Annotated in this window: 19 protein-coding genes and 5 pseudogenes; 4 read left to right on the top strand and 20 right to left on the bottom strand. The window is 68.5% G+C overall.

Features of this window, described 5'->3' with window-relative positions:
• Positions 1 to 106 precede the first annotated feature (106 nt).
• From ACYUED_RS06535 to eccD, 9 genes are all read right to left on the bottom strand, one after another.
• Positions 107 to 298 carry a hypothetical protein gene (locus ACYUED_RS06535; RefSeq protein ID WP_491291359.1) on the bottom strand — a complete coding sequence of 64 codons (192 nt, stop codon included), beginning with the start codon at positions 296 to 298 and terminating at the stop codon, positions 107 to 109.
• A gap of 261 nt (positions 299 to 559) precedes the next feature.
• Positions 560 to 913, bottom strand: a complete 354-nt coding sequence (locus tag ACYUED_RS06540; RefSeq protein ID WP_491291360.1) for a hypothetical protein — start codon at positions 911 to 913, stop codon at positions 560 to 562.
• Complete coding sequence (locus ACYUED_RS06545) at positions 906 to 1,418, bottom strand: YbaB/EbfC family nucleoid-associated protein (protein WP_491291361.1); 513 nt, start codon at positions 1,416 to 1,418, stop codon at positions 906 to 908. The genes ACYUED_RS06540 and ACYUED_RS06545 overlap by 8 nt, the downstream gene beginning before the upstream one ends.
• A complete protein-coding gene (locus ACYUED_RS06550) occupies positions 1,415 to 4,894 on the bottom strand; it encodes an AAWKG family protein (protein WP_491291362.1) in 3,480 nt (1,159 codons plus the stop codon). The genes ACYUED_RS06545 and ACYUED_RS06550 overlap by 4 nt, the downstream gene beginning before the upstream one ends.
• A gap of 634 nt (positions 4,895 to 5,528) precedes the next feature.
• The gene (locus tag ACYUED_RS06555) at positions 5,529 to 6,080 is read right to left on the bottom strand and encodes a type VII secretion system-associated protein (RefSeq protein ID WP_491291363.1); all 552 of its coding nucleotides are present in this window, start codon (positions 6,078 to 6,080) and stop codon (positions 5,529 to 5,531) included.
• 325 nt (positions 6,081 to 6,405) lie between these two features.
• Positions 6,406 to 6,726 (bottom strand): WXG100 family type VII secretion target, encoded by a 321-nt coding sequence (locus tag ACYUED_RS06560; protein ID WP_491291364.1) that lies wholly within the window; start codon positions 6,724 to 6,726, stop codon positions 6,406 to 6,408.
• Positions 6,727 to 6,928: 202 nt separating this feature from the next.
• Positions 6,929 to 7,276 carry a hypothetical protein gene (locus ACYUED_RS06565; protein ID WP_491291365.1) on the bottom strand — a complete coding sequence of 116 codons (348 nt, stop codon included), beginning with the start codon at positions 7,274 to 7,276 and terminating at the stop codon, positions 6,929 to 6,931.
• Between the two features lie 253 nt (positions 7,277 to 7,529).
• Complete coding sequence (eccB, locus tag ACYUED_RS06570) at positions 7,530 to 9,068, bottom strand: type VII secretion protein EccB (protein WP_491291366.1); 1,539 nt, start codon at positions 9,066 to 9,068, stop codon at positions 7,530 to 7,532.
• Positions 9,069 to 9,109: 41 nt separating this feature from the next.
• Positions 9,110 to 10,510 carry a type VII secretion integral membrane protein EccD gene (gene eccD / locus ACYUED_RS06575; protein WP_491291367.1) on the bottom strand — a complete coding sequence of 467 codons (1,401 nt, stop codon included), beginning with the start codon at positions 10,508 to 10,510 and terminating at the stop codon, positions 9,110 to 9,112.
• A 157-nt stretch (positions 10,511 to 10,667) separates the two neighbouring features.
• On the opposite strand from eccD, the gene eccCa reads away from it, so the two are divergent.
• Positions 10,668 to 14,660 carry a type VII secretion protein EccCa gene (eccCa, locus tag ACYUED_RS06580; RefSeq protein ID WP_491291368.1) on the top strand — a complete coding sequence of 1,331 codons (3,993 nt, stop codon included), beginning with the start codon at positions 10,668 to 10,670 and terminating at the stop codon, positions 14,658 to 14,660.
• A gap of 267 nt (positions 14,661 to 14,927) precedes the next feature.
• Here eccCa and ACYUED_RS06585 read toward each other — a convergent pair whose 3' ends face one another.
• A complete protein-coding gene (locus tag ACYUED_RS06585) occupies positions 14,928 to 15,143 on the bottom strand; it encodes a hypothetical protein (protein ID WP_491291369.1) in 216 nt (71 codons plus the stop codon).
• Between the two features lie 277 nt (positions 15,144 to 15,420).
• Here ACYUED_RS06585 and ACYUED_RS06590 point away from each other — a divergent pair, with 277 nt between their 5' ends.
• Positions 15,421 to 15,543 (top strand): hypothetical protein, encoded by a 123-nt coding sequence (locus ACYUED_RS06590; protein WP_491291370.1) that lies wholly within the window; start codon positions 15,421 to 15,423, stop codon positions 15,541 to 15,543.
• Between the two features lie 247 nt (positions 15,544 to 15,790).
• Here ACYUED_RS06590 and ACYUED_RS06595 read toward each other — a convergent pair whose 3' ends face one another.
• From ACYUED_RS06595 to ACYUED_RS06605, 3 genes and pseudogenes are all read right to left on the bottom strand, one after another.
• Positions 15,791 to 16,090, bottom strand: coding sequence for a hypothetical protein (locus ACYUED_RS06595; RefSeq protein ID WP_491294863.1), 300 nt, complete (start codon positions 16,088 to 16,090; stop codon positions 15,791 to 15,793).
• A pseudogene (locus tag ACYUED_RS06600) lies at positions 16,065 to 16,774 on the bottom strand (transposase family protein); the annotation flags it as partial. The pseudogene ACYUED_RS06600 and the gene ACYUED_RS06595, both read right to left, overlap by 26 nt.
• 368 nt (positions 16,775 to 17,142) lie before the next feature.
• Entirely contained in the window at positions 17,143 to 17,781 is a 639-nt protein-coding gene (locus tag ACYUED_RS06605) for a helix-turn-helix transcriptional regulator (RefSeq protein ID WP_491291371.1), read from the bottom strand.
• Positions 17,782 to 17,891: 110 nt separating this feature from the next.
• Here ACYUED_RS06605 and ACYUED_RS06610 point away from each other — a divergent pair.
• Positions 17,892 to 18,463 (top strand): annotated as a pseudogene (locus ACYUED_RS06610) (NF041680 family putative transposase); the annotation flags it as partial.
• A gap of 340 nt (positions 18,464 to 18,803) precedes the next feature.
• Here the strand turns inward: ACYUED_RS06610 and ACYUED_RS06615 are convergent.
• A complete protein-coding gene (locus tag ACYUED_RS06615) occupies positions 18,804 to 19,034 on the bottom strand; it encodes a hypothetical protein (RefSeq protein ID WP_491291372.1) in 231 nt (76 codons plus the stop codon).
• Between the two features lie 302 nt (positions 19,035 to 19,336).
• On the bottom strand, positions 19,337 to 21,652 hold the full coding sequence (locus ACYUED_RS06620) for a LuxR C-terminal-related transcriptional regulator (RefSeq protein ID WP_491291373.1): 2,316 nt from the start codon (positions 21,650 to 21,652) through the stop codon (positions 19,337 to 19,339).
• 376 nt (positions 21,653 to 22,028) lie between these two features.
• Between ACYUED_RS06620 and ACYUED_RS06625 the strand changes: the two genes are divergently transcribed.
• Entirely contained in the window at positions 22,029 to 22,691 is a 663-nt protein-coding gene (locus ACYUED_RS06625; RefSeq protein ID WP_491291374.1) for an ATP-binding protein, read from the top strand.
• Between the two features lie 820 nt (positions 22,692 to 23,511).
• Here the strand turns inward: ACYUED_RS06625 and ACYUED_RS06630 are convergent.
• The 5 genes and pseudogenes from ACYUED_RS06630 to ACYUED_RS06650 form a co-directional block, all read right to left on the bottom strand.
• Positions 23,512 to 24,393: pseudogene (locus tag ACYUED_RS06630) on the bottom strand (IS701 family transposase); the annotation flags it as partial.
• Between the two features lie 93 nt (positions 24,394 to 24,486).
• Positions 24,487 to 24,714 (bottom strand): transposase, encoded by a 228-nt coding sequence (locus tag ACYUED_RS06635; RefSeq protein WP_491294160.1) that lies wholly within the window; start codon positions 24,712 to 24,714, stop codon positions 24,487 to 24,489.
• A pseudogene (locus tag ACYUED_RS06640) lies at positions 24,713 to 24,925 on the bottom strand (transposase); the annotation flags it as partial. The gene ACYUED_RS06635 and the pseudogene ACYUED_RS06640, both read right to left, overlap by 2 nt.
• A 27-nt stretch (positions 24,926 to 24,952) precedes the next feature.
• Positions 24,953 to 25,477 carry a hypothetical protein gene (locus ACYUED_RS06645; protein WP_491291375.1) on the bottom strand — a complete coding sequence of 175 codons (525 nt, stop codon included), beginning with the start codon at positions 25,475 to 25,477 and terminating at the stop codon, positions 24,953 to 24,955.
• Positions 25,425 to 25,628 (bottom strand): annotated as a pseudogene (locus ACYUED_RS06650) (IS1182 family transposase); the annotation flags it as partial. The gene ACYUED_RS06645 and the pseudogene ACYUED_RS06650, both read right to left, overlap by 53 nt.
• Between the last annotated feature and the right edge of the window lie 110 nt (positions 25,629 to 25,738).

The raw sequence follows: 25,738 nt of genomic DNA on the forward strand, positions 1-25,738 counted from the left end.
GCCGAGGCGGCGGGGAGTTCGCACGAGTGGTTGCACAACGTGACCGCAGGTGCTGGTTCTCGCGGTTGTGGAAGCCGAACGCATTGCGCCCTCCGAGCTTGATCACTCAGTTTTTACCTGCACCGGCGGCGCTGGTGATGCCAGGAGTGAGGTACACCTCGGTGCCGTTCCCGCCACTGGTCACGGTCTCGGCGAGGGTGCCGAGTTCGGGCAGGTGGGCGTGGTCGGTGCCGTGAGCGTGCAAGCGGTGGTGGGTGACGGAGATCGCGGAGCGGTCTGGATGAGTGCGAGTGTGCATGACAGCGAGGTGGAGCAGGTCACGCAGCGGTTCCTTGGCCCGCCAGCCGGTTCAGATCTGCCATCCGTAAGTCCCGTCTGCGTCAACTCGTCTTTCGCCAGGGCGTATTGGCCGTGGGTGAGGTCATCCTCGTTGCGGCGCAGCAGCTCGCAGACGGTACAGACGACGGCGCCCCCTGCGTGCGCTTCACGGCCGGGGCATTCGCCCCGGCCGCCCTCACGTTGAGTGGCTCAATCCGACTCCGACGACCACCCAGCGTGTTCAGTGGCGATGTCCCGTATCGCCGGAGGCAGCGCCGGCCTGACGAATCGCATCGAGGTTCCCTGCCTGCGTGCGCGTGATGTTGTCCGCATTCGCGACAGTGCCGTTGGTGATACCGGCGACCGCGTCCGCCACCGACGCCGTGGCAGTCGTCGCCGCACTGTCCTGCTTAGCCACATCCTTCTTAACCGACTTGGCGTAACTGTCGTTCTGTCCCTCCCAGCCGGCCGTTTCGCTCACGCCGGCGCGGAAGTCATCCAGCATCTGACGCGCTGCCTTCTCGATCTGGTTGAGGAGGGCCGCCGTTCCGCGGACCTCGTCCGCGTTCGCGATGTAGGTGTTGGCATCAGACATCGTGCTCGTCCTCCGTGTCCTCGCTGATCTCGTCGCGCAGCCGGCTCCTGGTGTGGCGGCCGGCCACGGCCTGCGGCTCCTCCTGGACGGAGGGCCCGAAAATCGCAGCCCAGTCGATGTCCATCCCGGTCAGTTCGGGCGCCGCGGCGCTCGGCTGGGTGAAGGGCTGGAACGTCTCCATCACGTGCCGGGACATCTGTGTCCGGGCCCTTTCCGCCGCCTCCAGCACACTGCCGGCGAGTTCGCCCGCCGACATGTTCCGGTATTTGCCTTCCAGGAACCTCAGTGCTGTCAACTCCCCCTGATGGCCCACCGTGACCTCCACCGCCCGGTCCCTGGAGCGCACGGTGAACGAGGCGTCGCGCAGTTCCGTCTCGGCCTTCGCGACTGCTTCCTGGGTGGCTTCGAGTTCGGCCATGGCTTGGGCCAGCCTTTCCTCGATGGACGCTGCCGGCGCCACCGGCTCCTGAGCCGCGTCGTCGCCGCTGTCCTTTCCGTTGTTCATCGTCCGATCACCGCCGGAGCGCCTCCTTCATCCGTGCCCCACACGTCCTCTTCCTCCTGTGTCCAGTTGGCCCGTTCGCGGGCGCCCGATTCGGTGGCCTGGCCGCCTTGACCATGAGGAGTGCCCGTCGCACCGTAAGGAGATGACGTGGTGACGGGCCGTCCGGCCCGGGTGAAGACCACGTCCTCTTCCTCGTCGGCCCCCGCGGCACGCGACCGCGACTTCGACCTGCGCAGGCTGGCGCCGTCGCTGTCACTCAGCACATTGCGGACGCGTTCGTTGTTCGATCCCTGGCCTCCGCCCATGCCACCCATGCCGCCCATGCCACCCATGGCACCCATGCCCCCCATGCCACCCATACCGCCCAACGCCATGGGGTTCAACGGCACTCCGCCGCCGGCCGCATTCGCCGTGGAGGCGGTCGAGCCGCTGGTGGGTGCGCCAAGCACGCCTCCGGTGTACGGGGTGCTGTCGTACTCCTCGAAGGAGTTGCCGCCGGCGCTGTTCAGGCCACTGTTGTCCGAGGACAGGAGTGAGGCTGCAGATCCGCCGGAGGTGTGGGCTGGAACGCTGGAGAGATCGGACAGGCTGAAGGGGGACCTGCCGTCGGCAGGCAGTGACGCGCTATCGACGGTGCTGCTGCCGCCGGGTGTGCCGTTGAGGTGCGTGGTGGTGACCGAGCCGTCCGGCTGAGTGGTGGTGACCGCACCACCGGAACCAATGGTCTGCACGGTCCCGTCCGGGAACTTCGTGGTCACCGAACCATCCGGGTTCAACAACGACGTACTGCCGTCCGCATTCGTCACCGCCATACCCGGATCGACAGAGCCGCTGCTCGTCACCCCGCCCGGCGACGTCGTCGTGACCGCACCGGTGACCGGATCCACCGTCTGCGTCGACCCGTCAGCGAAGTGCGTCGTCAGCGACCCACCAGGGTCCAACGACGTCGTACCGCCACTCGGCGTGGTGAGCGAACCCACCGACGGATTCAGCTGCGACGAGACGACCGAGCCATCCGGCTGAGTGGTGGTGACCGCACCACCGGAACCAATGGTCTGCACGGTCCCGTCCGGGAACTTCGTGGTCACCGAACCATCCGGGTTCAACAACGACGTACTGCCGTCCGCATTCGTCACCGCCATACCCGGATCGACAGAGCCGCTGCTCGTCACCCCGCCCGGCGACGTCGTCGTGACCGCACCGGTGACCGGATCCACCGTCTGCGTCGACCCGTCAGCGAAGTGCGTCGTCAGCGACCCACCAGGGTCCAACGACGTCGTACCGCCACTCGGCGTGGTGAGCGAACCCACCGACGGATTCAGCTGCGACGAGACGACCGAGCCATCCGGCTGAGTGGTGGTGACCGCACCACCGGAACCAATGGTCTGCACGCTCCCGTCCGGGAACTTCGTGGTCACCGAACCATCCGGGTTCAACAACGACGTACTGCCGTCCGCATTCGTCACCGCCATACCCGGATCGACGGTACTGCTCTTCGTCCTGCCGTCCGGGGACGTGGTGGTCAGTTTCCCGGTGGCCGGGTTGAGGAGGCTGAAGCCGCCATCGGGAAAAGTGGTGGCCAGCGACCCATCAGGGTTCAACGACGTCGTACCGCCGCTCGGCATGGTCAGCGAACCCACCGACGGATTCAGCTGCGACGAAGTGACCGAACCATCCGGCTGAGTAGTGGTGCCCGCCCCACCGGAACCTGTGGTCTGGACGGTCCCGTTCGGGAACGTCGTGGTCACCGAACCATCCGGGTTCAACAACGACGTACTACCGTCCGCATTCGTCACCGCCGACCCCGGATCGACAGTGCCGCTACTCGTCATCCCGCCCGGCGTGGTCAGCGAACCCACCGACGGGTTCAGCTGCGACGAAGTGACCGAACCATCCGGCTGAGTAGTGGTGCCCGCCCCATCGGAACCTGCGGTCTGGACGGCTCCGGTGTCGGCGTTGAGGTTCTGGAGGTCTCCTCCCAGCCCGGCGCCAGCGCTGTTCAGACCGCTGCTCGTGCCGGTGAGGCCGCTGTTGAGAGCGGTCGCGCCGTCACTCAAACCGCTGCTCGTGTCGGTCAGACCGCTGTTCAGAGCGTTCATGCCGTCGCTCATGTTGCTGTTCAGGGCGGTCATGCCGTCGCCCATGTTGCTGTTCAGGGAGTTGATGCCGTCAGTCATGTTGGAGAGTGCCTGGTTAAGGCTCTCGGTGGCGTCGTTTGCAGCTCCCTGCTCCGCCGACTGCGACAGAGAGCTGGTGTCAGTGACAGTCAGCGGCTCGGCCAAGATCTCGGAGTCCCCAAGCCAACGGTTGTTGAGGGTGCTCAGCGTCGCCTGGGCGCTCCGGTCCAGTCTGGCGGCAGCGTTTTCCGTCCACCGCTTGATCGCTGCGTCGCCGATCTTCTTCCAGTTCTCCGGTTTCGAGAGGTCTCCGTAGTCGGGATGGGTCTGCCGGAAGGCGCCAGTGGTGCTGTAACTGGTCCGGCGGCCATCATAGATTCTTAGGACGCTCGTACCCGGACCCGCATGTTCTTCCACCATGGACTCATTTTTGAGGATCTGCGCGATGTTGTTCTCGGACAACCACCGTTGCACTTGATCGAGCTCGTCCAGCAAGAACCGGTGCGGGAGGTGGTAGCCGTTGGAGGCCCAGACGTCCCACGTACTCGACAGGTCCCCCGCGCCCTGAAGCAGAGCATTCTCGGCATCCACCACCGCGTTGCCGAACTTGGAGCTGGACGTGTAACCGTCGACCGTGGCAGCTCCGCCCTTGTAGCCCCTGCCTCCGAGCTGGTCCACGTAGCCTTCGTAGTTCTTGTGCAACTGGAGGATCAGCGACCTGAACACCTCGGCCGCCTGCCCCTTCCACGAGGCCTGCTCGTCGCCCAGGGACTTCTCCCACTGATTCAACGTATCGGCACGGTCTTCGAGGAACTTCTTCGCCCGATCGAACGCCTGGGCCATGCGCTCGAACGAGTTGAGGTCGACGATGTCCGCCCTCGCCACACCGAGTCCGTTGGTTACGGGGAAATCGGCCGTGGTGTGCTCTGTTCTCAATGTCTGGAGCGCTGCCGCGCTTCCCGCGATGTACTGTGCGAGGGGGATGTCCCCATCCGTCCAGGATCCGAGGTCATCAACCAACCCCAAGGCCACGCCGTTGCCGTCCCTGGGCACCATATCGAAATGGATCTTTACCTGCACCATCTTTATGTCTTCGTGCTTGTTTTTGGGTACGTACTGACCATCCCCATTGGGTGTGGTATAGACCACGAGATCATAGTCGTCACCCGAAATACCCTGCAGGCCGATCTCATTGGGATTTACCGGCCCCACGTGCATGTCCTGGATATCGACATGGAAGAGCGGTGAATTATTCGGGTCCGAGCTCGAGTTCGAATTGAAAAGCGTCCCCCTGCTGGGCACCGGGTATCCGGTGAACTGTTTTACCGCCAGGGCCCAAGAGTCGGTTTCATCAGACATCAGGGGTACGCTCCGCGGGGTAGGAAGGGGATGGAGAGGAGGTCTTACGCCGGGCTAGGACATGGAGCGGCCCTAACTGGCTGTCGACCTGCGGGGCACGGCTACGGAACACCGAAGGCCCCAGCCTCGCCACGCAGGCGCCACCGGCCGCGCCACGGTCCAGGTCCTGACGGAACTTCGTGATGCCGGTCGGAGCGGAGTCCAGGGCATGCATGCCGTTACGGGTCGCCTGTGCGCCAGACCGCTGTCCATCGCCTGCCACAGAGCTGCTCCTTGTTCGGCGGCCACTCGGAGGATCGGCAGAAGGCTAGGGCCCAATCGACTTGAAACACTCACGGCTGAGGAACTTCTGAGCTATCGGCCCCTCGAACTCTGCCCCTTCGTACACCGCGCCGCGCCTCCTGCCCCCGTCATCCGGCGGCCGGCGACCCAGACCCGGTCAGGTTCCCGGGGCCCTCCCCGCGGGCGACGGGGACCGGCCCGACCCTCCGGAGGTTTTTCCGCAGGCCGGAGGCGTGATCGTGGCGCCGCCACCGCCCGCGGCCACTCCGAGGGCCAGGTCCGGTCCCGACGGCGGCATGGACAGCAACGGCGAGGGCAGCGCCGCCACATCCGAGTCCGCGTACCCGCGGTGTCACGAAGTCGTGGCGGTACCCGAACCAGCACCGGTGCCGGCACCGGCACCGGCACCCGAAACAGCACTGGCACCGGTACCGGCACCCGAAACAGCACCGGCACCAGCACCCGCACCCGCACCCGCACCCGCACTCGAAGCACTGTCGAGGTTCGAAAAGACGTCGAGGAGTTCCTGTGCTTTGACGCCGGCCAAGCTCTCCTGCTGCGTCTTCAACAGGGTCTTGATGGTCTCCCTCAGGTCACTGTCCATGTTCTTGAACAGAGACTGCTGCGCGAGGAAGAAGTCGTCGATCCCCTTCGCCCCGCTGGCGACCGCATCGATCAGGGCCTTGCCCTGCGGCTCGGCGTCCGTGTTCAGGCCACCGATGGCCAGGAACTTGTTGAGGCCCACTTCGTCATCGCTGCTGTCATAGCCCGCGACGGCACTGTGGAGGGATTTGACGTTGGCGTCGTCCTTACGAATGCGCTTCAGAGCGTCGATGTGGTCGGCCAAGTCGCCGTCGATGAAGGCCTGCAGGCCGTTGGCGTCGAGGTGGGTCAGATCTGCCACCGTTTATCTCCTGAATCTGCCGTGCGCCGTAGGGCGCTTACCGGACGACACATGGCGGAACGAAGGGCCCGGTCCGCCGCTCAGCGGCCGAGCGTGACCTCGGACCACATCTGGGACAGCGAGTTCAGGCTGTACTTGTAGTTGCCGGAGATCTCCGTCAGCAGCACAGCGAGCGTCTGTTGTTCGCCTCCCGACGGAGCTTCATGGCTTCGGGCTCCTGGTCGTCGAGGCGCAAGATCTGCCACCACTTGTCTGGTGGTCCGTTGTGCGCCGTCCGGCGGTCTGTCGGACGGCGCACAGCGGAGCGAAGGGCCCGGTCCGCCGCTCAGCGGCCGATCGTGACCTCGGACCACATCTGGGACAGCGAGTTCTCGCTGTACTTGTAGTTGCCGGAGATGTCCGTCAGCAGGACGGCGTGGGAGGTGAGCAGCTGCTCCATGTTGTGGACCGCCTGGTTCCAGGCTTGCTGCTTCTGGTTGTAGACCTCGGCGTCGGAGCCGTACCAGGTTTTCTGCAGCTCAGCGAGTTCCGCCTCCATGTTCAACAGGGTGGTGGCGATCGCCTTGGTCTGGCTGACCATGTCGTCGGCGCCGTTCTGCATGCTGGAGTAGGCAACGAAGATGTTGCCGTCGGTAAGGTCACTCATCACAGGTCTCGTCTCGCTCGTCGGATACGGGAGGGAAGTGGGCCGGTGCTTCGCAGGTCATCGGTCAGGAACGAGTCCACTCAAGATCGTTGGCTGATCTCGGCCGCGTCGGCTCAGTCGCGTCGGATCTCACGGTGGCGACCGGTCGTGGCCGGTTGATCCTCACGATCGAGTGACCTGCGAAGTACGAGGCCAGGCGGGATCAGGCCCCGGGGGTGAGCGTCTGGTAGGTCGCGTTTTGCGAGGCGCTGGAGGCCTGGGCGATGGCATCGCCCGCGGCCGTCTGCGTCTGCTGGTGCTCCCTGAGGCTCGTGTTGAGCTTGTCGATCATGTCGCTTAGGTTGCGCTGAATGACATCGCACTGCTCGTCCCACTTGACGAGCAGCTGTCCGAACTGGCCGCCATCGCTGCCCTGGTAGCCCCGGCCGACATCGCCGCGGATGCTGTCCACCTCCTGACGGGACCTCCTGATGCCGGTCAGAGCGGAGTCCAGCGCATTGACACCGTTCCGGGTCGCCTGTGCGCTTGACCGCTGTCCATCGCCTGCCATAGCCCTGCTCCTTGGTTGGTGGGGTACCCGGCGGGCGCTTCACCACCGTCGCCTGATCGGTGGGTCGCCCGGCGGACGCTGACCCACTGTCGTCGCCAGCCGTCGTGCCTACTGCGTGGCCAGTGGGTCGCTCGGAGGATCGGCAGAAGACTAGGGCCCAATCGACTTGAAACACTCACGGCTGAGGAACTTCTGAGCTATCGGCCCCTCGAACTCTGCCCCTTCGTACACCGCGCCCCGCCTCCTGCCCCCGTCACCCGGCGGCCGGCGACGCAGACCCGGTCAGGTTCCCGGGGCCCTCCCGGCCGGCGACGGGGGACCGGCCCGACTTTCCGGAGGTGTTTCCGCAGGCCGGAGGCGTGATCGTGGCGCTGCCACCGCCCGCGGCCACTCCGGGGGCCAGGTCCGGTCCCGACGGCAGCATGGACAGCAACGGCGACGGCAGCGCCACCACATCCGAGTCCGCGTATCCCAGGTCCTTCAGCGCGTCGATGGAGGGGACCCGGAACTTCACGCCGTTCTCGGCCACGAAGTACGTCGTGTCCCCCAGCGTCGTGCCGCCGGCACTCAACGCCCGCACCAGCGCGCCGCGGCCCGGCCGGACCACGACGGCGTCCACCGGCAGGCACGCCGCCGCGGACGCCCCGGGCTCCGCCTGGGTCACCGGGGTCAGGGCATCACGTGACACCAGTACGGTGCTGATGCGGACCAGCCCGGCCACGGACTCCACACGGGCACAGGCCGCCTGATCGTCGGGTACGGAGGACGCCTGGGGCGGGGAATCCGGCAAGCCGGCGGTGGAAGCAGACCAGCTCCGGGCCCCGGATGCCAGGTGTTCCCCGAGGACGTCAGCGCTCAGCGACTCGGCCTCGGGCGAGTGACCTCCGTAGGCGCTGTCGCGGGTGGAGGGGTCCCCCAGGATGAGGGCCGCCCCGGTGGCCGTGAGCGGCACCAGGCCCTCCTTCCGCAGTAGGTAGTACTTCGGTGCGGAGCCAGGCACCCGCACCACGTACACCCGGCCCACCGTGCCGCGCACGCCGCCCAGCGACGGGCCGGCGGTGCCCCGGCCCGGCGTGGCGGGCGGAGCGAGGTCCGGACCGGGGGCCAGGGCGTTCAGGAACGCGGCGGACACCGGGCGCGGTGTCACGGAGTCGTAGCCGAGGGACACGGCCGCGCCGGAGGCCTTGTCGAGCCGCAGGCGGCTGCCCCGCCAGTCGATGTACGTCTTCTTGTCCGGTCCGGTCACGACGAGCGCCTGGTCGTCGGCCACCGCCTGACCGTCGACTGGGGCTCCGACCACGAGCGTGGTGGTCGCGGTCCCCGCGGAGGCGAGGCTGGAGCAGACACGCCAGGCGCCGCCGTCCAGGTCTCCCGCCGCCGGTATGGAGTCCGGGGCGCCGGTGATGCCGACCGGGGTCCCGACGGGCGTGCCGCGCAGGGAGGCGCTGCCCACATCGGTGGTCTTCAGCTTCGTCCCGCCGATCAGCAGGGCGGAGGCGTAGTTGCGCACCGGCCTGAGGCGGCCGTCGATGTACAGGTAACGGCCTCCGGTGTCCCTGTTGACGATCAGGGTGTCCGAGGTTCGCCACGAGGTGTTGCCTCCGGGCGAGATGAGCCCGTACACCACCGCGCCCGCCGAGATGATCACCGCGACGACGACACCGAAGACCGCGCCCCGGGTGGTACGGGCCAGCGGGCTCTCCGGAGCATCGGGGTCGGCGAGCAGCATGCCGGAGGTGAGCCTGCCCATGGCGAAGGCATGGGCCTGGACCTGGTCACGTTTGGACTGCATGGGAGTGTGTTCCCTTCCCGTTCTCTGTGCAGGTCAGCCGGTCAGCCGTTGATCGCCCGGAGGGCGCCGAAGACGCCGAGCACCCACAGCGTCAGAGGCAGCAGGCCGATCGCCAGCAGCGAGTGCAGCAGTTCGGCTGCGCGGCCCCAGTACGGCAGCACCCGTCGGCCGGGCACCGTCCAAGAGGCAATGGCCAGCGCGGCGGCCAGCGCCAGCAGTCCGGCGACGAGCGCCGGACGGTCGGCAGGGGCCAGCCGGGCCGCGGTGCCGACGGCCAGCAGGGTCGCTCCCCACAGGCCCGGGACCACGAGGGCCAGGCGCTGCCACACGTTGACCATGCCACGTCCGTGCAGGAGCAGGAGCAGCGACAGAGCGCCCGCGGTCAGCGTCTCGGGAAGGCCGGGCAGTCGCACGAGGGCCACCAGGCAGCCTGCGCAGACGGCTCCGGTCGCCGCGTACAGGGCCGTCATCCAACTGCCGGCCAGTTCGGTCCCGGTCGCGACGTCGCTGCCGTTGTACGGGTCGATGCCCTCCTGCAACTGCTGGGGGCTGGTGGGCAACGGGGGCATCCGCATTCCGGCGAGCTTGAAGGACAGGGCCGGTACGAAGCCGCCGAAGACGACGGCCACAGCGGCCACAGCGGCGCCGGCGCCGTCCATCCGTACACCGAAGACGCTCATCAGGGCCCCTCCGGCGGCGGAGGCGATCGCGACAGTCGCGGTGGCGACGAACAGCGGGGTGTACACGGCCGCCGCGGCCACCGCCAGCGCGGCTCCGCCGGCGGCTGCCGCGCCCGCGGCCAGCAGCCGGGCGCCGAGGACGTGATGAGCGTCCGGGCCGGAGATCGCGCCGGCGGGCAGCAGCCAGCCGGCCAGTGCCATGCAGGGCACGGCGAGGAAGCCCAGGGTCGCGCCGGCTGCCTCGTCCCCCACGGCTCTGCTGGCCGAGGCGGCCCCGGCCAGCAGCAGCAGTCCGGCGACGGCAGCCATCACCGTGCGGGCGAGGAGCGGGCCTCCCGGCCAGGCCAGCGTCCCCATCGCGGTCAGCACGCAGACCGCCACGGCGCCGCGGAGCAGCCGACTGCCGGCCTGCGGACTCCAGCCGTGCAGCCGTTCGCGTGTGACGTTGGCGATTCCGTCGACGAGGTCGTCGATCCGTATCTCGGGCAGCGCGTCGGCGTGCGGGCGCAGGTAGAGCACCTCGCCGTCCTTCAGGTCGAGCGACTCCAGCGTGTCTTCGTCGTCCAGGGGGCTCTGGCCCAGGCGTTGGAGCACCCAGCCTCCGTGGTCCAGGCCGTTCTCCTCCAGTTCCTCGCCGGAGTAGCGCAGCAGGGTCGGTAGGAGGTCGGCGACCGGAACATCGGCGGGTACTGCCAGATCGATGGCTTTGGCAGGGGCACGGACGGTGAGGTGGCACAGGGCAGCCACTGAGTTGTCAGTCATTGGAGAGGCCACGCTTCCCGAGAATTTCAGCCACGAGCTAGGTTTGGGAGTTGAACGGATGCAGACTACTGAAACCCCTGAGAGTTCGTGAACGCCCGGGGGGTTTCCCCTCTTGGCCCGGCTCGTGAGTCGTGCGCCACCGTTAGGAGCCCGTCTCTTGAGTGTCGTCCTATTCCGCCGCCCTGCCCGCAGACGCGGTCCAGAATTGCCGGAGGGCGAATTGGCCCTCCAGGAACCACCAACCCTTCCGGAAACGGTGCCGGACAAGTCGGCGGTATGGACCTATCTGCCGATGGGTTTGATGTCCGGCTCCATGATGCTGGCGTTCATGCGGCCCGGCTCGAGCGGAGGTGCGCTGACCTATGTGGCCATGGGCGTGATGGTCCTCGGGACGGTGGTCATGATTGTCGGCCAGGTGATGCGCAAGAGCGGCGAGCGTAAGCAGCGCCTGCACGGCGAGCGCCGGGACTATCTGCGCTACCTGTCGCAGACCCGCCGGAAGGTCCACCGGACCGTCGTCGAGCAGCAGCTGGCACTCGCCTGGCGCCATCCCGCACCTCGGACGCTGCGTTCGATGGTGCGGACGACACGGTTGTGGGAGCGGCGCCCCAAGGACGACGACTTCGCCGAGGTGCGGGTGGCCGTCGGGGACCAGCAGCTGGCGATGGAGTTGTCTCCGGTGTCCGCCAAGCCCGTGGAGGACCTCGACCCCATGTGCGCGCACGCGCTGCGCCGGTTCATGCGGGCCTACAGCACGGTGCCCGATCAGCCGATCGCACTGTACCTTCGGTCCTGGGCCCGGGTGCTGCTGCGTGGCGACGAGGTGGCGGTCCGCGGTCTGGTGCGGGCCGTCCTGTGCCAGCTGGCGGTGTTCCACGCCCCGGAGGACCTGTGGATCGCGCTGTGCGTGAGCGACGAACGCCGGGCCGAGTGGGACTGGGTCAAGTGGCTGCCACACAACCTGCACCCGCATGAGCGGGACGGCGCCGGGCCCTCCCGTATGGTGGCGTCCGAACTCAACGGCCTTCTGGATCTGCTCGGCGCGGAGTTCACCGAGCGGCCGGGGTTCGACCCCGACGCGCTGCCCGGCCGTGAGGAACCGTTCACCGTGGTCGTGGTGGACGGGGGCCAGGTGCCGGCCGGACACCGGCTCGACGGGACGGGCTTCCGCAACGTGGTCGTACTCGATCTGTCGGAGGCCCTGGGGTGGCGTCCGGGACGCACCACGCTGCGGCTGGACGTACGGCCGGACAGCGTGCGGCTGGTGCGCACGGACCGCAACCGCAAGGAACAGTCGACCTCGCTGGGCCGCCTCGACCCGATCGGCCTGGTCGGCGCCGGGGCGCTGGCCAGGATGCTCGCGCCGTACCGGATGAGTCTGACCGCCGACGCCGCCGAGCCGCTGTCCGCGGACGTGCGGTTGACGACCCTGCTGGGCATCTCCGACCTGCACAGTCACGAGCCGGCGACGCTGTGGCGGCGCAGCACGGGCACCGCCCGGCTGCGGGTTCCGGTCGCAGTGGGTGCCGACGGGGCCCCGGTCGAGCTGGACATCAAGGAGTCGGCGCAGGGCGGCATGGGCCCGCACGGCATGCTGATCGGCTCGACCGGCTCGGGCAAGAGCGAGTTGCTCCGCACCCTGGTGGTGGCCCTCGCGCTGACCAACTCCTCCGAGACGCTGAACTTCGTCCTGGTGGACTTCAAGGGCGGGGCGACGTTCCTCGGCCTGGACGAACTGCCGCACGTCTCCGCGGTGATCACCAACCTGGCGGACGAGGCGGCCCTGGTGGAGCGGATGCGGGACGCCCTCCAGGGGGAGCTGATACGGCGTCAGGAGTTGCTGAGGGCGGCCGGCAACTACGCCTCCGCGCTCGAGTACGAGAAGGCGCGTGTCGCGGGAACACCACTGGCGCCCCTGCCGAGCCTGTTCATCGTGGTCGACGAGTTCAGCGAACTGCTGGCCGCGCACCGGGATTTCATGGAGCTGTTCGTGATGATCGGCCGACTCGGCCGGTCCCTGGGCGTGCACCTGCTGCTGGCCTCGCAACGCCTGGACGAGGGGCGCATGCACCAGCTGGAGAGCCATCTGTCGTACCGCATCGGCCTGCGCACCTTCTCGGCCATGGAGAGCCGCGGGGTGCTGGGGGTTCCGGACGCCTACCAGCTGCCTTCGCAGCCGGGCGCTGGTTTCCTGAAGAGCGGGGTGGAGGAGCTCACCCGGTTCCGAGCGGCGTACGTGTCGGGGGCGTACCGGTCGCGCCGGGGAGCGGTGGTCCAGGCGCGGGTCGCCAGCCAGGTGGTGCCGTGGACGGCGGACTACGTGGTGCCACGCGCACCGGCCCAGCAGCCCGAACCCGAGCCGGAGGCGGAAGAGGAGGAGAACGCGGCCTCTTTGCTGTCGGTGGCCGTGGAGCGCCTGCGTGACGCCGGGCCGTCGGCCCTTCAGGTGTGGCTGCCGCCTCTCGACCTGCCGCCCACCCTCGACGGGTTGCTGCCCGGCCTGACCGAGGACCCGCAGCGGGGGCTGGTCTCCGCCGGCTGGCCGGGACTCGGCCAGTTGAAGGTGCCGGTCGGTGTGGTGGACAAACCGTTCGAGCAGCGCCGCGACCCGTTGGTGGTGGACCTCTCCGGCAGCGGCGGCCACGTGGCGGTCGCAGGCGGCTCGCAGAGCGGCAAGTCGACGGTGCTGCGCACTCTGATCACCGCTCTCGCGCTCACTCACACCCCCCGCGAGGTGCAGTTCTACTGCCTGGACCTGGGCGGCGGAACGCTGGCCTCACTGGCCGGGCTGCCCCACGTCGGAGGCGTGGCGAACCGGCTCGACAGCGAGCGGATCAACCGTACGGTGGCTGAGGTGAACACCCTGCTCAACCAGCGTGAGCAGTTGTTCCTGGCCCACAACATCGACTCGATGGCGACCTACCGCAAGCGCCGCGCGGCCGGCGAGTTCGTAGACGAACCCCACGGTGACGTGTTCCTGGTCGTGGACGGGTGGGCCACGCTGCGTCAGGACTTCGACGCGCTGATCCCCACGATCAACCAGATCGCGGCCCGGGGCCTGAACTTCGGTGTCCACCTGGCCGTTGCCACGGCGCGCTGGATGGAGCTGTCCAGCCAGGTGCGCGACCAGGTGGCCACCCGGCTGGAGCTGCGGCTGGGCGACGCCATGGACTCGGTGGTCGACATCCGCAAGGCGAAAACCGTACCGCGCAGTCCGGGCCGCGGTCTGACGACGGACGGCAAGTTCCACTTCCTGGCGGGGTTGCCGCGCATCGACGGCCGGGAGAACGCCGATGACCTCACCGAGGGGGTGGCCGCGCTGGTGGAGAGGATCGCCGGGTGCTGGTCCGGTCCTTCCGCGCCCTCCGTACGGACGCTGCCGCACCGCCTGCCCGTCTCGGAACTGCCGGAACCGGAGCTGGCGGACGGGCTGCGGATTGCGCTGGGTCTCGACGAGGACACCCTGTCGCCGGTGTGGCACGACTTCAGCCGTACACCTCACCTGATCGGCGTCGGCGACACGGAGAGCGGCAAGACCAATCTGCTGCGGATGGTCGCCTCGGCGGTCACCGCCCGCTACAGCCCCAGTGAGGCCCGCATCCTGGTGGTGGACTACCGCCGGACACTGGTCGAGGCGGTACCGGAGGAGTACCGGATCGGGCACGCGGTGGCGCTCGACGCCCTGCGGGACCTGTTGGACGGCTCGGCCCGAGCCATCAAGACCAGGGTGCCCGGGCCGGACATCACTCCGTCCCGGATGCGCCTCGCCGACTGGTGGACCGGGCCCAGGCTGTTCGTGCTCGTCGATGACTACGACATGGTCGGCGGCGGCCTCGCCATCGGCCATCCCTTCGAGCCGTTCTTCGAGTATCTCGCCCTGGGGCACGAGGTGGGGCTGCACATGGTGGTGACGCGGTCCGCGACCGGTGCCGGGCGGGGCCTGAACGACCAGTTGCTCAGGCGTCTGGACGAGGTCAACACGCCGGGGCTGCTGATGTCCTGCCCACCCTCGGAGGGATACGTGTTCGGCAACATCAAGCCGCGCAACCTGCCGCCCGGCCGGGCACAGTACATCGCCCGCCGCAAGGCCGTCCTCATGCAGACCGCGCTGATGGGAGAGCCGGGCGGGGAGGGGCAGGGCGTGCAATGAGACCCTGTCCATAGAGCAGCGGCCTGACGGGAAACCCCGTTGCCCGACTGCGGTGGTGCATCGCCTCCCGTCCCGGACAGGCGGCGATGCACCGTTCCTGCAGGCGCGGACCGCGAGCCCGATCGCCAGGTGTGCCTTCCCGGTCCCCGGAGTTGTCCATGGGGCCTGAGCCCCTCTCTTCTCTGTCTTCGACGAGCGTCACCGTGAGCGTTCTGCGTTGTTGACGCATTGCTATCAACGGGAGTTCTTCAACGAGACGGAACGGCATCAGTGGCGCATAGCTTGGCGGTCCGACCTGCGAACGGGCAGCGGGCGTGGACACGTGGACATCTTCACCTGCGAGGCTTCCTTGGTGAACAGGGCCGACACCGATGCGGAGGACAGTTCCAGGCCGGCCTTCTCGGCCAGGAGCCGCCGCAGTTGGGCGCCGCTCCAGACCTCGCGCCGGGCAGCGGCCATCCGCAGCTTCCACTTGATGTTCACGGCGTGGGTTCCTCTCCGGTGAGCTCGCCGAGCGTGCTGGTCACGGCGCGTCGGTAGGCGTCCTCGATGAACGTGGCCGAGGGCCGTACGTATCTCATGGTCGAACTGACAGTCCAGTGACCAAGGAGCTGCTGGATGGCCACCAGGTCGCTCCACGCTCGTAGTTGTGGGTCGCGCAAGCCCTCCGCAAGGCATGCGGGCTGAACCGGTCGGCGACCGGACGACCCTCCAGCTTCATCAGATAGCGCAGGCGGTTGCGGACAGTTCCCTGGTGCAGGTGACCATCCGATTCGTCGGCGAACAGCGCGGGCGAGTCGGGGAACTTCCCGCGGACGTCGTCGCGATCAACGGCCCCAGCTACCGCCTCAAGGCCATCGAACGGGACACCAACGTGGCCTGACCACTGGCCACGTTCAAACGTACCGACCCGGCCGCATCGGAGAGTACGCGGACACATGCGTTGGAAAGCACCCCTGAACGCGTTCCAGATCGCCTTCGAGGGCCGTGCACGGTGATGGGCTGCTGGTCGGCGCCCGGAGGTCGTTGGTTGCGGGCCCGGTGGGGGCGTTGGTTGCGGGCCCGGTGGGGGCGTTGGTAGTTGTAGTGCCGCTCGTAGGCGGGCAAGACGTGCCGGGCGTAGGCCCCGTTCAGGGTAAGACGTGGTCGAGGGCTTCGCGCCGGATGCTGCCGATCACCCGCTCGCATTGGGCGTTCGTCCGAGGTGTTCGCGGCGCACTCTTGATGATCTCCATCTCCTCGGCCTCGAAGACGGCGTCGAAGGACTGGCCGTGCTTGCCGTCGCGGTCACGCAGCAGGAAGTGCAGGGACTCCATGCGCGTGCCGAGGTCTGCGGCAAGGTTCCGCGCTTGCTGCACCGTCCACTCACGGGTTGGGTTTGAGGTGACGCCGGCGATGTACAGGCGTTGAGGCACGTTCAGCGACCGCATGGACGCCCCGGATCACGGCGTTGAACGCCTTGTCACAGTCGGCGAGTTCATCGCCTTGGGGCTTCTTGACCGGGTGGCGGAAGCCGTCTCCTGCGTTCTCGTAGCCGAGGTCGGTCAGGGTGGGGATGCCCAGCGTGGCGGCGAGCCGGTTGTGCGTCGACCAGGCCGTGGGCGCGGGCGCAGGTGGTGTCGTGCTCGCGGCCCGGGCGAACCGGGGAGACCCAGATCGGCCAGCCGTCCGGGGCCGCGATGACCTGTGCGTCCCCGCCGTGGTGCTTGTGCTTGCCGGACCACCACAGGTCCGCGCCGTTGGGGGCCGGCGGCCGCCACGAGGTCGATGCGGATGACGGTGCCGTCCAGGTTGAGGTGGGTGTACCCGGCCGCCGCCGCGCGCTCCAGCGCAGTGGACAGATCGGGCGTGTGGTCGGCCGGCACGGTCAGGCCCTCGTGGAGATAGCGATAGGCGGTCGGGACCGAGATGCCCTTATCCCGGGCGAGTTGGGCCAGCCGGGTGCCGTCGACGAACCAGCGCAGCACGAGCACCGCCTGCCTGAAGACGCCCAGTGCGCGGGTGCCCCTGCGGGTCCCGAGCCGCTCGCGGTGCCCACGCAGCAGCTTCGCGAGGTGCTCGGCGGTCGCCCTGCGGACATCGCGCACGGCGGCATAGGTGATACTGGACGACACGTGAAGCCCCTGGTCGTACTGAACGTGATCTTGGCGACCCGTTCCTATGGCTTCACCTCTGTCTGACGTCAAGTCACCGCCCCGCAGACCGGCACGACATCACGCTACGCAGCCGTCAGGTTGCTGAGAAGACTTCAGTGTCGAGGTGGAAGAAGTCGACGGCGGTGATGCCCTGGGCCTGGTTGGTGAGGAGCTCCCGCCAGGTTGGCCCGGTACGGCGCGGGGTTGGATCGATGCCCGCTGCGTGGAGGATCTCCCATACCGTGGAGGCTGCGATCAGGTGCTCGAGTCGGGCCGGTTCGCCCTGGATCCGCCTGTGTCCCCACCTTGCGCAAGCCCTGCGGCGGTGGCGGAGCCGAGGCCGCCAATCATATGAGCCCGGCACGGATGGCGTACGACACCGCCTGCACCCGGTTACGCACGCCGAGGCGGATCATGACAGCGGACACGATGTTCTTGATGGTGCGCTCGGCGTAGCTCAGCTTGACGGCGATCTCGGACAGGGTCATTCCCTCCGAGACCAGACGCAGGACGTCGATCTCCCGGCAGCTGAGCCCGGAGGCGGTCAGACCCTTGGGGCTGAGGACCTCGCGCTGGACGTATTCGAGCTGATCCAGCAGTCGGCCCTGGATTACTGGGGGCAGACACGCCTGCCCGACCGCCACGGCGCGCACCGTCTGTACCAGCGCTGTGCCATCCGTCTCGGCTCGCCACAGCACCGCCCGCACCCGATGCTCTGCCACAGCGGTCGGGTCGACGTACCAGCCGCCGTCCGCGACCAGCACGAAACGGGCCTGCGCTGGTGCGGGCAGAACCCGCAGCAGATCCAGCGCCGAGGCGTCGACCGAGCTGACCGCGACCACCACGGCCTCGGCCTCCTCCATGGCCGTTATGGTGACCTGCTGACCGCTCCCCAAGCACGCCGCCAGACCGGCCTTGGTGACCGGGTCCGCCGCTTGCACCGCCGCACGCACCGACTTCACGGCTCCTCCAACCGAGTTCGTCATGGAAAGTATTAAGTCGCAATATGAGCGGCTCACCCGCATCAGCTACGCCGGGCCCGTCGGTCTGACCGGTCTGCGGAAGCACTGCGGGCCGGACCCACAGGGCGGCGGTCTACGGCAAGGCCGAAGCCCAGGCGTGGGACCGGGTCCACCCGAGGCTGACCCACCGTTCGGCCTGGTTGGAGCACGACGGTGAACTCCCCGTCATCGAGGGCACCTTGGTCCGGTTGAAGGTCGAGCACCTCTCCAAAGAACGGGAAGCACCACCGGTCTGGCTGTGGTCCTCCAAGACCGGCGCCGCCCCGGCAGACGTGGATCTGTGGTGGCAGGTGTTCCTCAGGAGATTCGATCTCGAGCACACCTTCAGGGTCGGAAGGCAGATCCTCGGCTGGACCACCCCGAAGGTCCGTACTCCCGAGGCTGCGGACCGGTGGACCTGGCTCGTGGTCGTCGCCCACACCCAGCTCCGCCTCGCCCGGCCGCTGGCCGCCGACCTCCGTCGGCCCTGGGAGAAGCCGGCCAAGCCCGGACGCCTCACCCCGGCCCGGGTCCGCCGAGGGTTCAGGAACATCCGAGCCCACCTGCTCTGCCCGGCCGGTGTTCCCCAACCACGCGGCGCTGGTCCCGGACGACCGCCCGGGACCAAGAACCGCTATCCCGCACCCGCTACGACGTTGGTAAGACCGCCACGTGCAGCGCCCCGGATGAGCCGGCGATGCGCCGCGGCGGTGCACGCGCGCGGCCTCAAGGCGTCGGCAGGGGCAGCTATAGGCAGAGGAAGGGAAAGCGTCATAGATCCACATCCTTGTCGGAGGGGCGTGTCGGGCCCACGTACCCGCAGGCATCCAAGCGCTACGCAGGGCAGTGGTCGATCAGTGGCAAGCATGTCGGTTGGTTTCGGTGCAGCAAATGGGGGAGAATACCTAGACCGCTACGCATTCACCTTCGGCTCCGCGTCCCGCGGGCCGTACGTGAGGAACCCCACGGCCACTGCGCACGGGGCGGGGCAGCGGGGACCATGACCGTCATCGGCGCCACCACCTGCGGATCCGGCGCGGGCAGTCGGTGTCGATGAGCACGCCGGCAGCCACGAGTTCGTCGACGAACGCGGCGATCCGGCCGCTTACCTGGCGCGGTCCTGTCCGGTGGGGACGGCTCCGGCTGCTGGTCGCGGGGGCCTGCCGCAGTAGCGCGGCGACCTGGTGGCGGCCATGACTGGTGAGCCGGGACGCCCCGGCCCCGAGGGACGGCACCACGACCAGCCGGTCACGGCGGCCTGCGGCATGATTGGGCCCTTGCTCCAGGGCCTCGGCGCCATGTTCGAGGGAGCCGCTCCGGCCCAGGTCGGCAGCCTATTTGAGGACTCTTCAGTAGGGCCGTGACCCTTGCCCCCTCATGGTCGATGAAAAAGTGACCCCTTCCGCGATCGAGTGATATCAATCCGGCTTCAGGAGAGTGCCTCGGAGGTGTTCTTCAGCAGGACCAACGATCATGTAACGGCCTCCCGGACGCCGCATTGTCGGGGATGCTCACCGGGCAGGACTGCCGTACGGGCGGGTCATTCGGGTTGCTGGGTGGCCCAGGTGGCGATCTGGGCGCGGGAGGTGAAGCCGAGCTTGGTGAGGATGTGCTCGACGTGGGTTTCGGCGGTCCGTCGGGAGATCACCAGTTTGGCGGCGATCTCCTTATTGCTCAGGCCCTGCGCGATCAGGGCCGCTACCTCGCGCTCCCGGCGCGTCGGTGTGAGCGCCCCGCCCGCCGCAGGCCCGGTCCTGATCCTGGCCGGGGCTCGGGCCGGCGCTTTCTCGCCCAGGGCATAGACGTAGGCATCCTCCCAGGAGAAGTCCTCGCCGATTGTGACGGCCGCCTGGAACGCGGCCTGCCCCAGTGCCTGGCGAGCCCGCTCCACGCACCGGTCGCGGGCGGCGAGCTCCCGGGGCGCCAGGAAATGCGGAGAGGTCTCCAGGACATCCCAGTGGAGTCGCGCCGCACCGAGCAGCCGGGCCGCCCGCTCGTGCCCGCCTTCCTCGCCCGCGATCCAGGCCAGCGCCTCGAGGCTGAAGGCGCAGCTGAGCCGATCGTTGAAGGCGCGCCCGAGGCGGAGGCATTCGTGCAGCAGCGCAGTGGCGCGGGGTAGGTTTCCCTGGCGGACCATCTCGAAGCCGACGATCCACAGGGGGTAGGCCCTCCCCCAGGTGTTGCCGATGTCCTCCCACAGGGCGATCGCCTCTTCCCCGAGTTCGACGGATCGCGGGTCGCCGGACAGAGAGGCTGCCCGGGCGAGCACTTGTAGCGAAAGTGCGGTGCCGACGCGGTCGCCGAGTGCTCGATGGCGCTGCAGTGCCTCGGTGGCCACGGCTATGCCGCCGGGCAGGTCGCCTTGGCTCATGGTGCACATGGCGGTCCACATGAGAGTCCGGGCCACCTCGCACTGATCGCCGAGCCGCTCGGCAAGGGCTCTTCCTTCCGCCAGCAGGGCAACGGCCTGAGCGGTGTCCTCCTGCTGGTTGGTGAACCAGCCGGCGACCCGCAGCGCTTTGGCCCGCTCGGGGCTGTCCTGGGTGTCCAGCGCGAGAGCCCGGCCGAGCCATCTCCTGCCTTCGGTGAGGGCGCTGGCGAAGTTCCAGTACAGCCCCAGTGCGCCGGCCATCGCCAGCGCCGTCCTGCTGTGACCGGAGTCGTTCAGGCTGTATTCCAGGGCGGCGCGGACATTCGCATGGTCGGCCTCCAGCCGCGCCACCCACGGCTGTTGGCGGGCGTCGGACCAGTCGTTCTCGCCTTCCAGCACCAAGCGCCGGAACCATTCGAGGTGCCGGCCCCGCCAGAGTTGCTCCTGGCCCCCGTCGGCCAGCTTCTCCCTCCCGTACAGGCGCAGCGTCTCGAACTGCCGGTAGCGCGTACTCGTGCCGCGTTCCTCGCACGTCAGGATCGACTTGTCCACCAGCCCGGTCACCAAGTCGAGGATCTCCGGGCCCCCGATACCATCGCCGGAGCACACCCCCTCGGCCGCCTCCAGGTCGAAGCCGTCGCGGAAGACAGACAGGCACGTCCACAGTTGCCGCTCCTGCTCGGAGCACAGGTCAAAGCTCCAGTCGATCGTGGCGCGCAGAGTCTGCTGCCGGCGTGCGGCGGTTCGGTATCCGCTGGTCAGCAGCCCGAACCGGTCATCGAGCCGATGCCGGATCTCATGGGCCGACATCGCCCGTGCTCGCGCCGCCGCCAATTCGATGGCCAGGGGAATCCCGTCCAGCCGGTGGCAGATCTCGCCGATCACCTGGATCTTGTCCGCGGTCAGCACGAAATCCGGACGCGCTGACTCCGCGCGCTGGGTGAACAGGCTCACCGCCTCGCACCCCTGCGGCGGGTCCTCGGGGCCGGGCAGTGACAGGGGTGGCACGGGCAGGGTGGTTTCGCCCCGTACCCCCAGCCCCTGACGGCTCGTGGCCACGACCTTCAAACCCGGGCTGGCTTCCAGCAGCGCGCCGACCAGCGCGCTGCACGGATCGATTAGGTGCTCGCAGTTGTCCAGGACCAGCAGCACCTGCCGGCCCGCCAGGTGGTCGCGCAGGATCTCCAGCGGCGGACGGGGCGAGTACTCGCGCAGCCCCAGCGCGTCCACGACCGTCTGGCCCAGCAGCGTGCCGTCCGTGAGCTGGGCCAACTCCACCAGCCACACCCCGCCCGGGAAGGCGCGGCGCACCTGCGCGGCGACCCTGAGCGCCAGCCGCGTCTTGCCGATCCCGCCCGGACCTGTCAGCGTGACCAGCCGGCCACACGACAGCAGGTCCTTGGCCTGGGACGCCTCACGCCGCCGACCGACGAAGCTCGTCAGTTCATCCGGCAGGATCCCCACAGTCCGAGAGCCGCTATTCATGGCCGAAGCCTATTCCACGGGCCCGGCACCAGGCCAGGCATCAAGATCGGCGACGTCATCGGCCCGGCGCCGCCCGGCGTCCAGGGCCTTCGCGGCCGCGCAGGACTTCGGCGGGCCTGCGCAGGTGGTGCCGGCCGCAGCGGGCAAACGCTCCCGCCGCCCTGTTCGCAGCCGGATACGGAGAAGTAGGTGCCGTTATAGGTATTTTCCGGGTCCCCTTCTCGACGCTCGAGAGATCCGATATGTGTACCACTGGTTTTCGGTGGAGATCGAGGGTTCAACCATGTTTGTACACCAGCCGCCGTGTCCGTCGCGGAACGCGCCCAACCACGCCATCGCCCCGCGTTGTGGCCCCGCACCTCGAGCAGGGACTGCCATGACTCCCACCGCCCCCGGCCGTCCCGCCGCACCCGCCCCGCTGAACCGCCTGCTGCGGCGTCGGACCAAGGCAGCCGCGCTGGCCGCCCTGCGCCTGGCCGGCCGCCGGAGCGGACCCGCCCGCGAGACGGTCTCCTGGCCACTCGAGCGCGCCACGCGGGCCGCCGCCCGGGCCAGGGAGCTGACCCGCGACCAGCTCGCCGTATGGCACCTGCACGAGCACACCGACACCGCCGAACTCCTGGTCAGCGAGCTGGTCACGAACGCACTCACGCACACCCAAGGCCCGATCCGCCTGAGCATCTCCCGCACTGCCGGGCACCGCACGCTGCGCTGCGCCGTCGCCGACGCCTGCCCCACCCGGCCGCGGCAACACCGCGCCCACACCGACGAGGAACACGGACGCGGACTGCACCTGCTCGACCAGCTCTCCGACCGCTGGGGAACCCAGCGCACCGCGGCCGGCAAGACCGTCTGGTTCGACCTGCGCGCCCCGGCACGACCGCGTCCGCTCCCCGCAACAGGAGAGCCCGCGAACACCGGCGGGCGGCTCTCGCCTCCCGACCGTATCGGGCATGTCGCGGTGCGTGCCGCCGACACCTCGTCCGCCGTCGAGCTGGGCGAGCAGTTGGCTACGGAGACTTCCGCATCGAAATCGTGACACCCGAGGCAGCGGAAGCCGAACCGGGTACGCAGGAACGGCAGCCAGTTCTGCAACGGGTGGAGAGAGCGACCCAGGGCGGGACACCGACGCGACCAGCTCGCCGCGAAATCATCAGCCGCCCCGTTGGACCCCGAGCAGCATGCCCAGCGCACCGAGATCAACTTCCCGCAACGAAGTACTGCCAGGAAAATCGAGATGACCACAGGCGCACGCCCGCGCCGCGCTTTCCTGCGCTCCGGGCATCCCGACGGCCTGTGGGAACGCGGGGAGTTCCTTGCTCGGTTGCGCAAGGCGGCCGCCCGGGCCGAGACGGGAGCCGGGGGCAGGGGGGTGATTAGAGGCAGAACCCGAACTGGCCGTACCGCACTGCTGGAGGCCGCGGCCTGGGACGCGAGGCTCCGCGGAACGACCGTCTCAGCGCGCGGTGTTCCGAGCAGGAGTCGAACGTCCCCTTCGGTGCCGTACTCCAGCTCTTCGACGGCGCACTCCACGAGCGGCCAGGTCATCCGCTGATGCACCCCAGCGCGCACTGGGACGGCTCGATGCACGGCACCGATCTGCCTTCGCAATTGTGGCGGCTTCTGCGGTCGACGGCTGCAACAAGTCCAGTCCTTCTCACCGTCGACGACGTTCACCTCGCAGACCCGCTGTCGCACCGTTGGCTCACCCGGGTGGCCCGCCGACTTGATCAGCTCCCCGTACCGCTGGTGATCACGGAACGCTGGCAGCACGACCTCGGGCCGTCGGCCCCCGCTTTCGCCGACTCCTTCGGCCATGCATCGGCCGCGACGTTCACGCTGAAACCGCTCAGCCCGTCGGCCTGTGCCCAGGTGGTTCGCACCACCCTCGGGAAGAACGTACCGCTGTCCCTGACCCGGGACTGCGTCCGGCGACCTGGGGCAATCCGATGCTGCTCCACGCCACAGGAACGGCGCTTCCACTTCTGCCGGGGCAGAGCGGGGAACAGATCGTGGACGGGGTGGTCGATCGACCAGCGGGTGACGACGGTGTCGTGCCGAGTGGTGGCCATGACATGGAAGACATCGGCCTGCTCCAACTCGAACCGCCAGCCCTTGCTGAAGCCGTAAGCAGCGTCCGCCGTCACCCAGCCGAACGGGATCCGGTCGGCGATGGCCTTGCGGACCATCACCTTGGCCATCGCCACCTTCGTCTCGAAGGCGACACTGTCGTCGATGGCCGCCCGCCGGCATCGCTCACGGTCATCCGTCCACGACGTGGGCAGATACAACCGCCGGTCGATCAGCGTGCGTCCGCGGCCCGTCGCGTAGGCGAGGAGGACCCCGATCTGGGAGTTCTCGGTGCGTCCCGCGGTGCCGGAGTACTGCCGCTGGACCCCGGCCGAACGGACACCCTTCTTCAGGAAGCCGGTGTCATCGACGATCAGCACCGCATCCCGATCACCGAGGTGTTCCACGACGTAGTCGCGTACGTCGTCCAGGACCTCGTCGGCGTCCCACTCGATCCGGTTCAGCAGCCGGTGGATGCGATCGGGACCCGCGTGACCGGCCTCCTCCGCCAGCGTCCAGCCGTTCTTCCCCTCCAGCGGCGCGACCAGCCCGCGCATATAGGCCAGCGCCGACTCACGCGGCTCCTCCCGGCTGAACCGGTGCACGAACCACTCATGCACCGCTTCGAGCTCACCCGCCCACAACCTGACATCAGCAAGGTCCCCACCCATAACCAGACCAACGACCCAACTGGCGGCCAGTCGCAGCAAGCACCGTTGCAGTACTAAGTCACTGGTATGACTCTGCTGGCGATCTTGTGAGGGTCAGCCGGTTGAGGTGCAAAGGGCGTGGAATCGGCTCGGCGGCCGTGAAGTGCGGGTCGGGGTGGTGATCCAGTCGGCGATCCGGGTGACGTTGCAGGCCAGGGCGGTCAGGACATGCTGGACGTGGGTCTTCCGTAGACCTCGGTAGCGGGCTTGGCGGAGGCCGCAGGAACGGATGTTCTGGGAGTGGGGGGCCTCGATGCCGGCCCGGGATCGCGTAGCGCTGATGCCAGTTGTCGGTTCGCTGGTCGAGTCGGTTGGCCTGCTGAATTTCGTGCAGTTCGCGGGTGGGCAGTAGGGCGAGTGAGCGTGGACGGACCTCGGAGTTGGTGCACCGGGGCCGGTCCGTGCAGGCGCGGCAGGCCGCCTCGTCGAAGCAGACCTGGATGTAGTCGTGGCCGGAGATCCGCAGCGGTTTCCACGTCCGACTGCTCTGCCCGCGGGGACAGACGACCTGGTGGTGGTCCTAGTCGACGGCGAACGCGGACTTGTCGAAGCCGTTGTGGGCCTTGGCCTGGTGGCTGTGGTCGGGCGCCAGCGGGCCGAGCAGCGTGATCTGGTGGACGCGTTGGGCGCGTTCGATCCGCTGCGCGGTCACGTAGGCGGCATCGACGACATGCTCGCCCGAGGTCAGGCCGATGCCGGCGAGGTCGTCGTGGATCTGGTCGGTGAGCTCGCCGTCCTGCACCGGTGCGATCGTCGTGGCCACGTGCACCACGACTTCTGGCAGTTCCTCGGTGCAGGTCTCGGTGAAGTGGGTGCGGTACCCCGACCAGGCGGTGTCCCGTTTGACGCAGTAGTGCGCGTCGGTGTCGTACGGAGAGTCGAACCGCAGCGACGCCGGCGGCAGTGCGTGTCCGTCGCGCCAGCGCAGCTTGGTCGATCCTCGTGCGGACCGCGTTCGCGGCAGCGCGGTCGGACAGGTTCTCAGCGAACTGCAGCACGCTGACCAGCGCCAACTGCCCCGGCGATAACCCCGGCCGGCCGTCACGCGGATACAGGTCCGCGAAGTCCTCGTCCTCGAACACCACATCCAGTCGGTCCCGCATCAGCATCGTCGGCGTCCCCTTCGGACACGCGGCCCACGCCGTCAACACCGTCTTCGTCGGAATCCGCTGGTAGCTCCTCGGCCGCAACGACATCCCCGGGCCCCTCCCCGAGACACCACCCCGCTCACTCCAGCGAACCGCACAACCGACCCGGCGTCAGCACCCCTCACAAGATCGCCAGCAGAGTCCTGGTATTGGGTCTG

Source organism: Streptomyces sp. DF42, assembly GCF_058267695.1.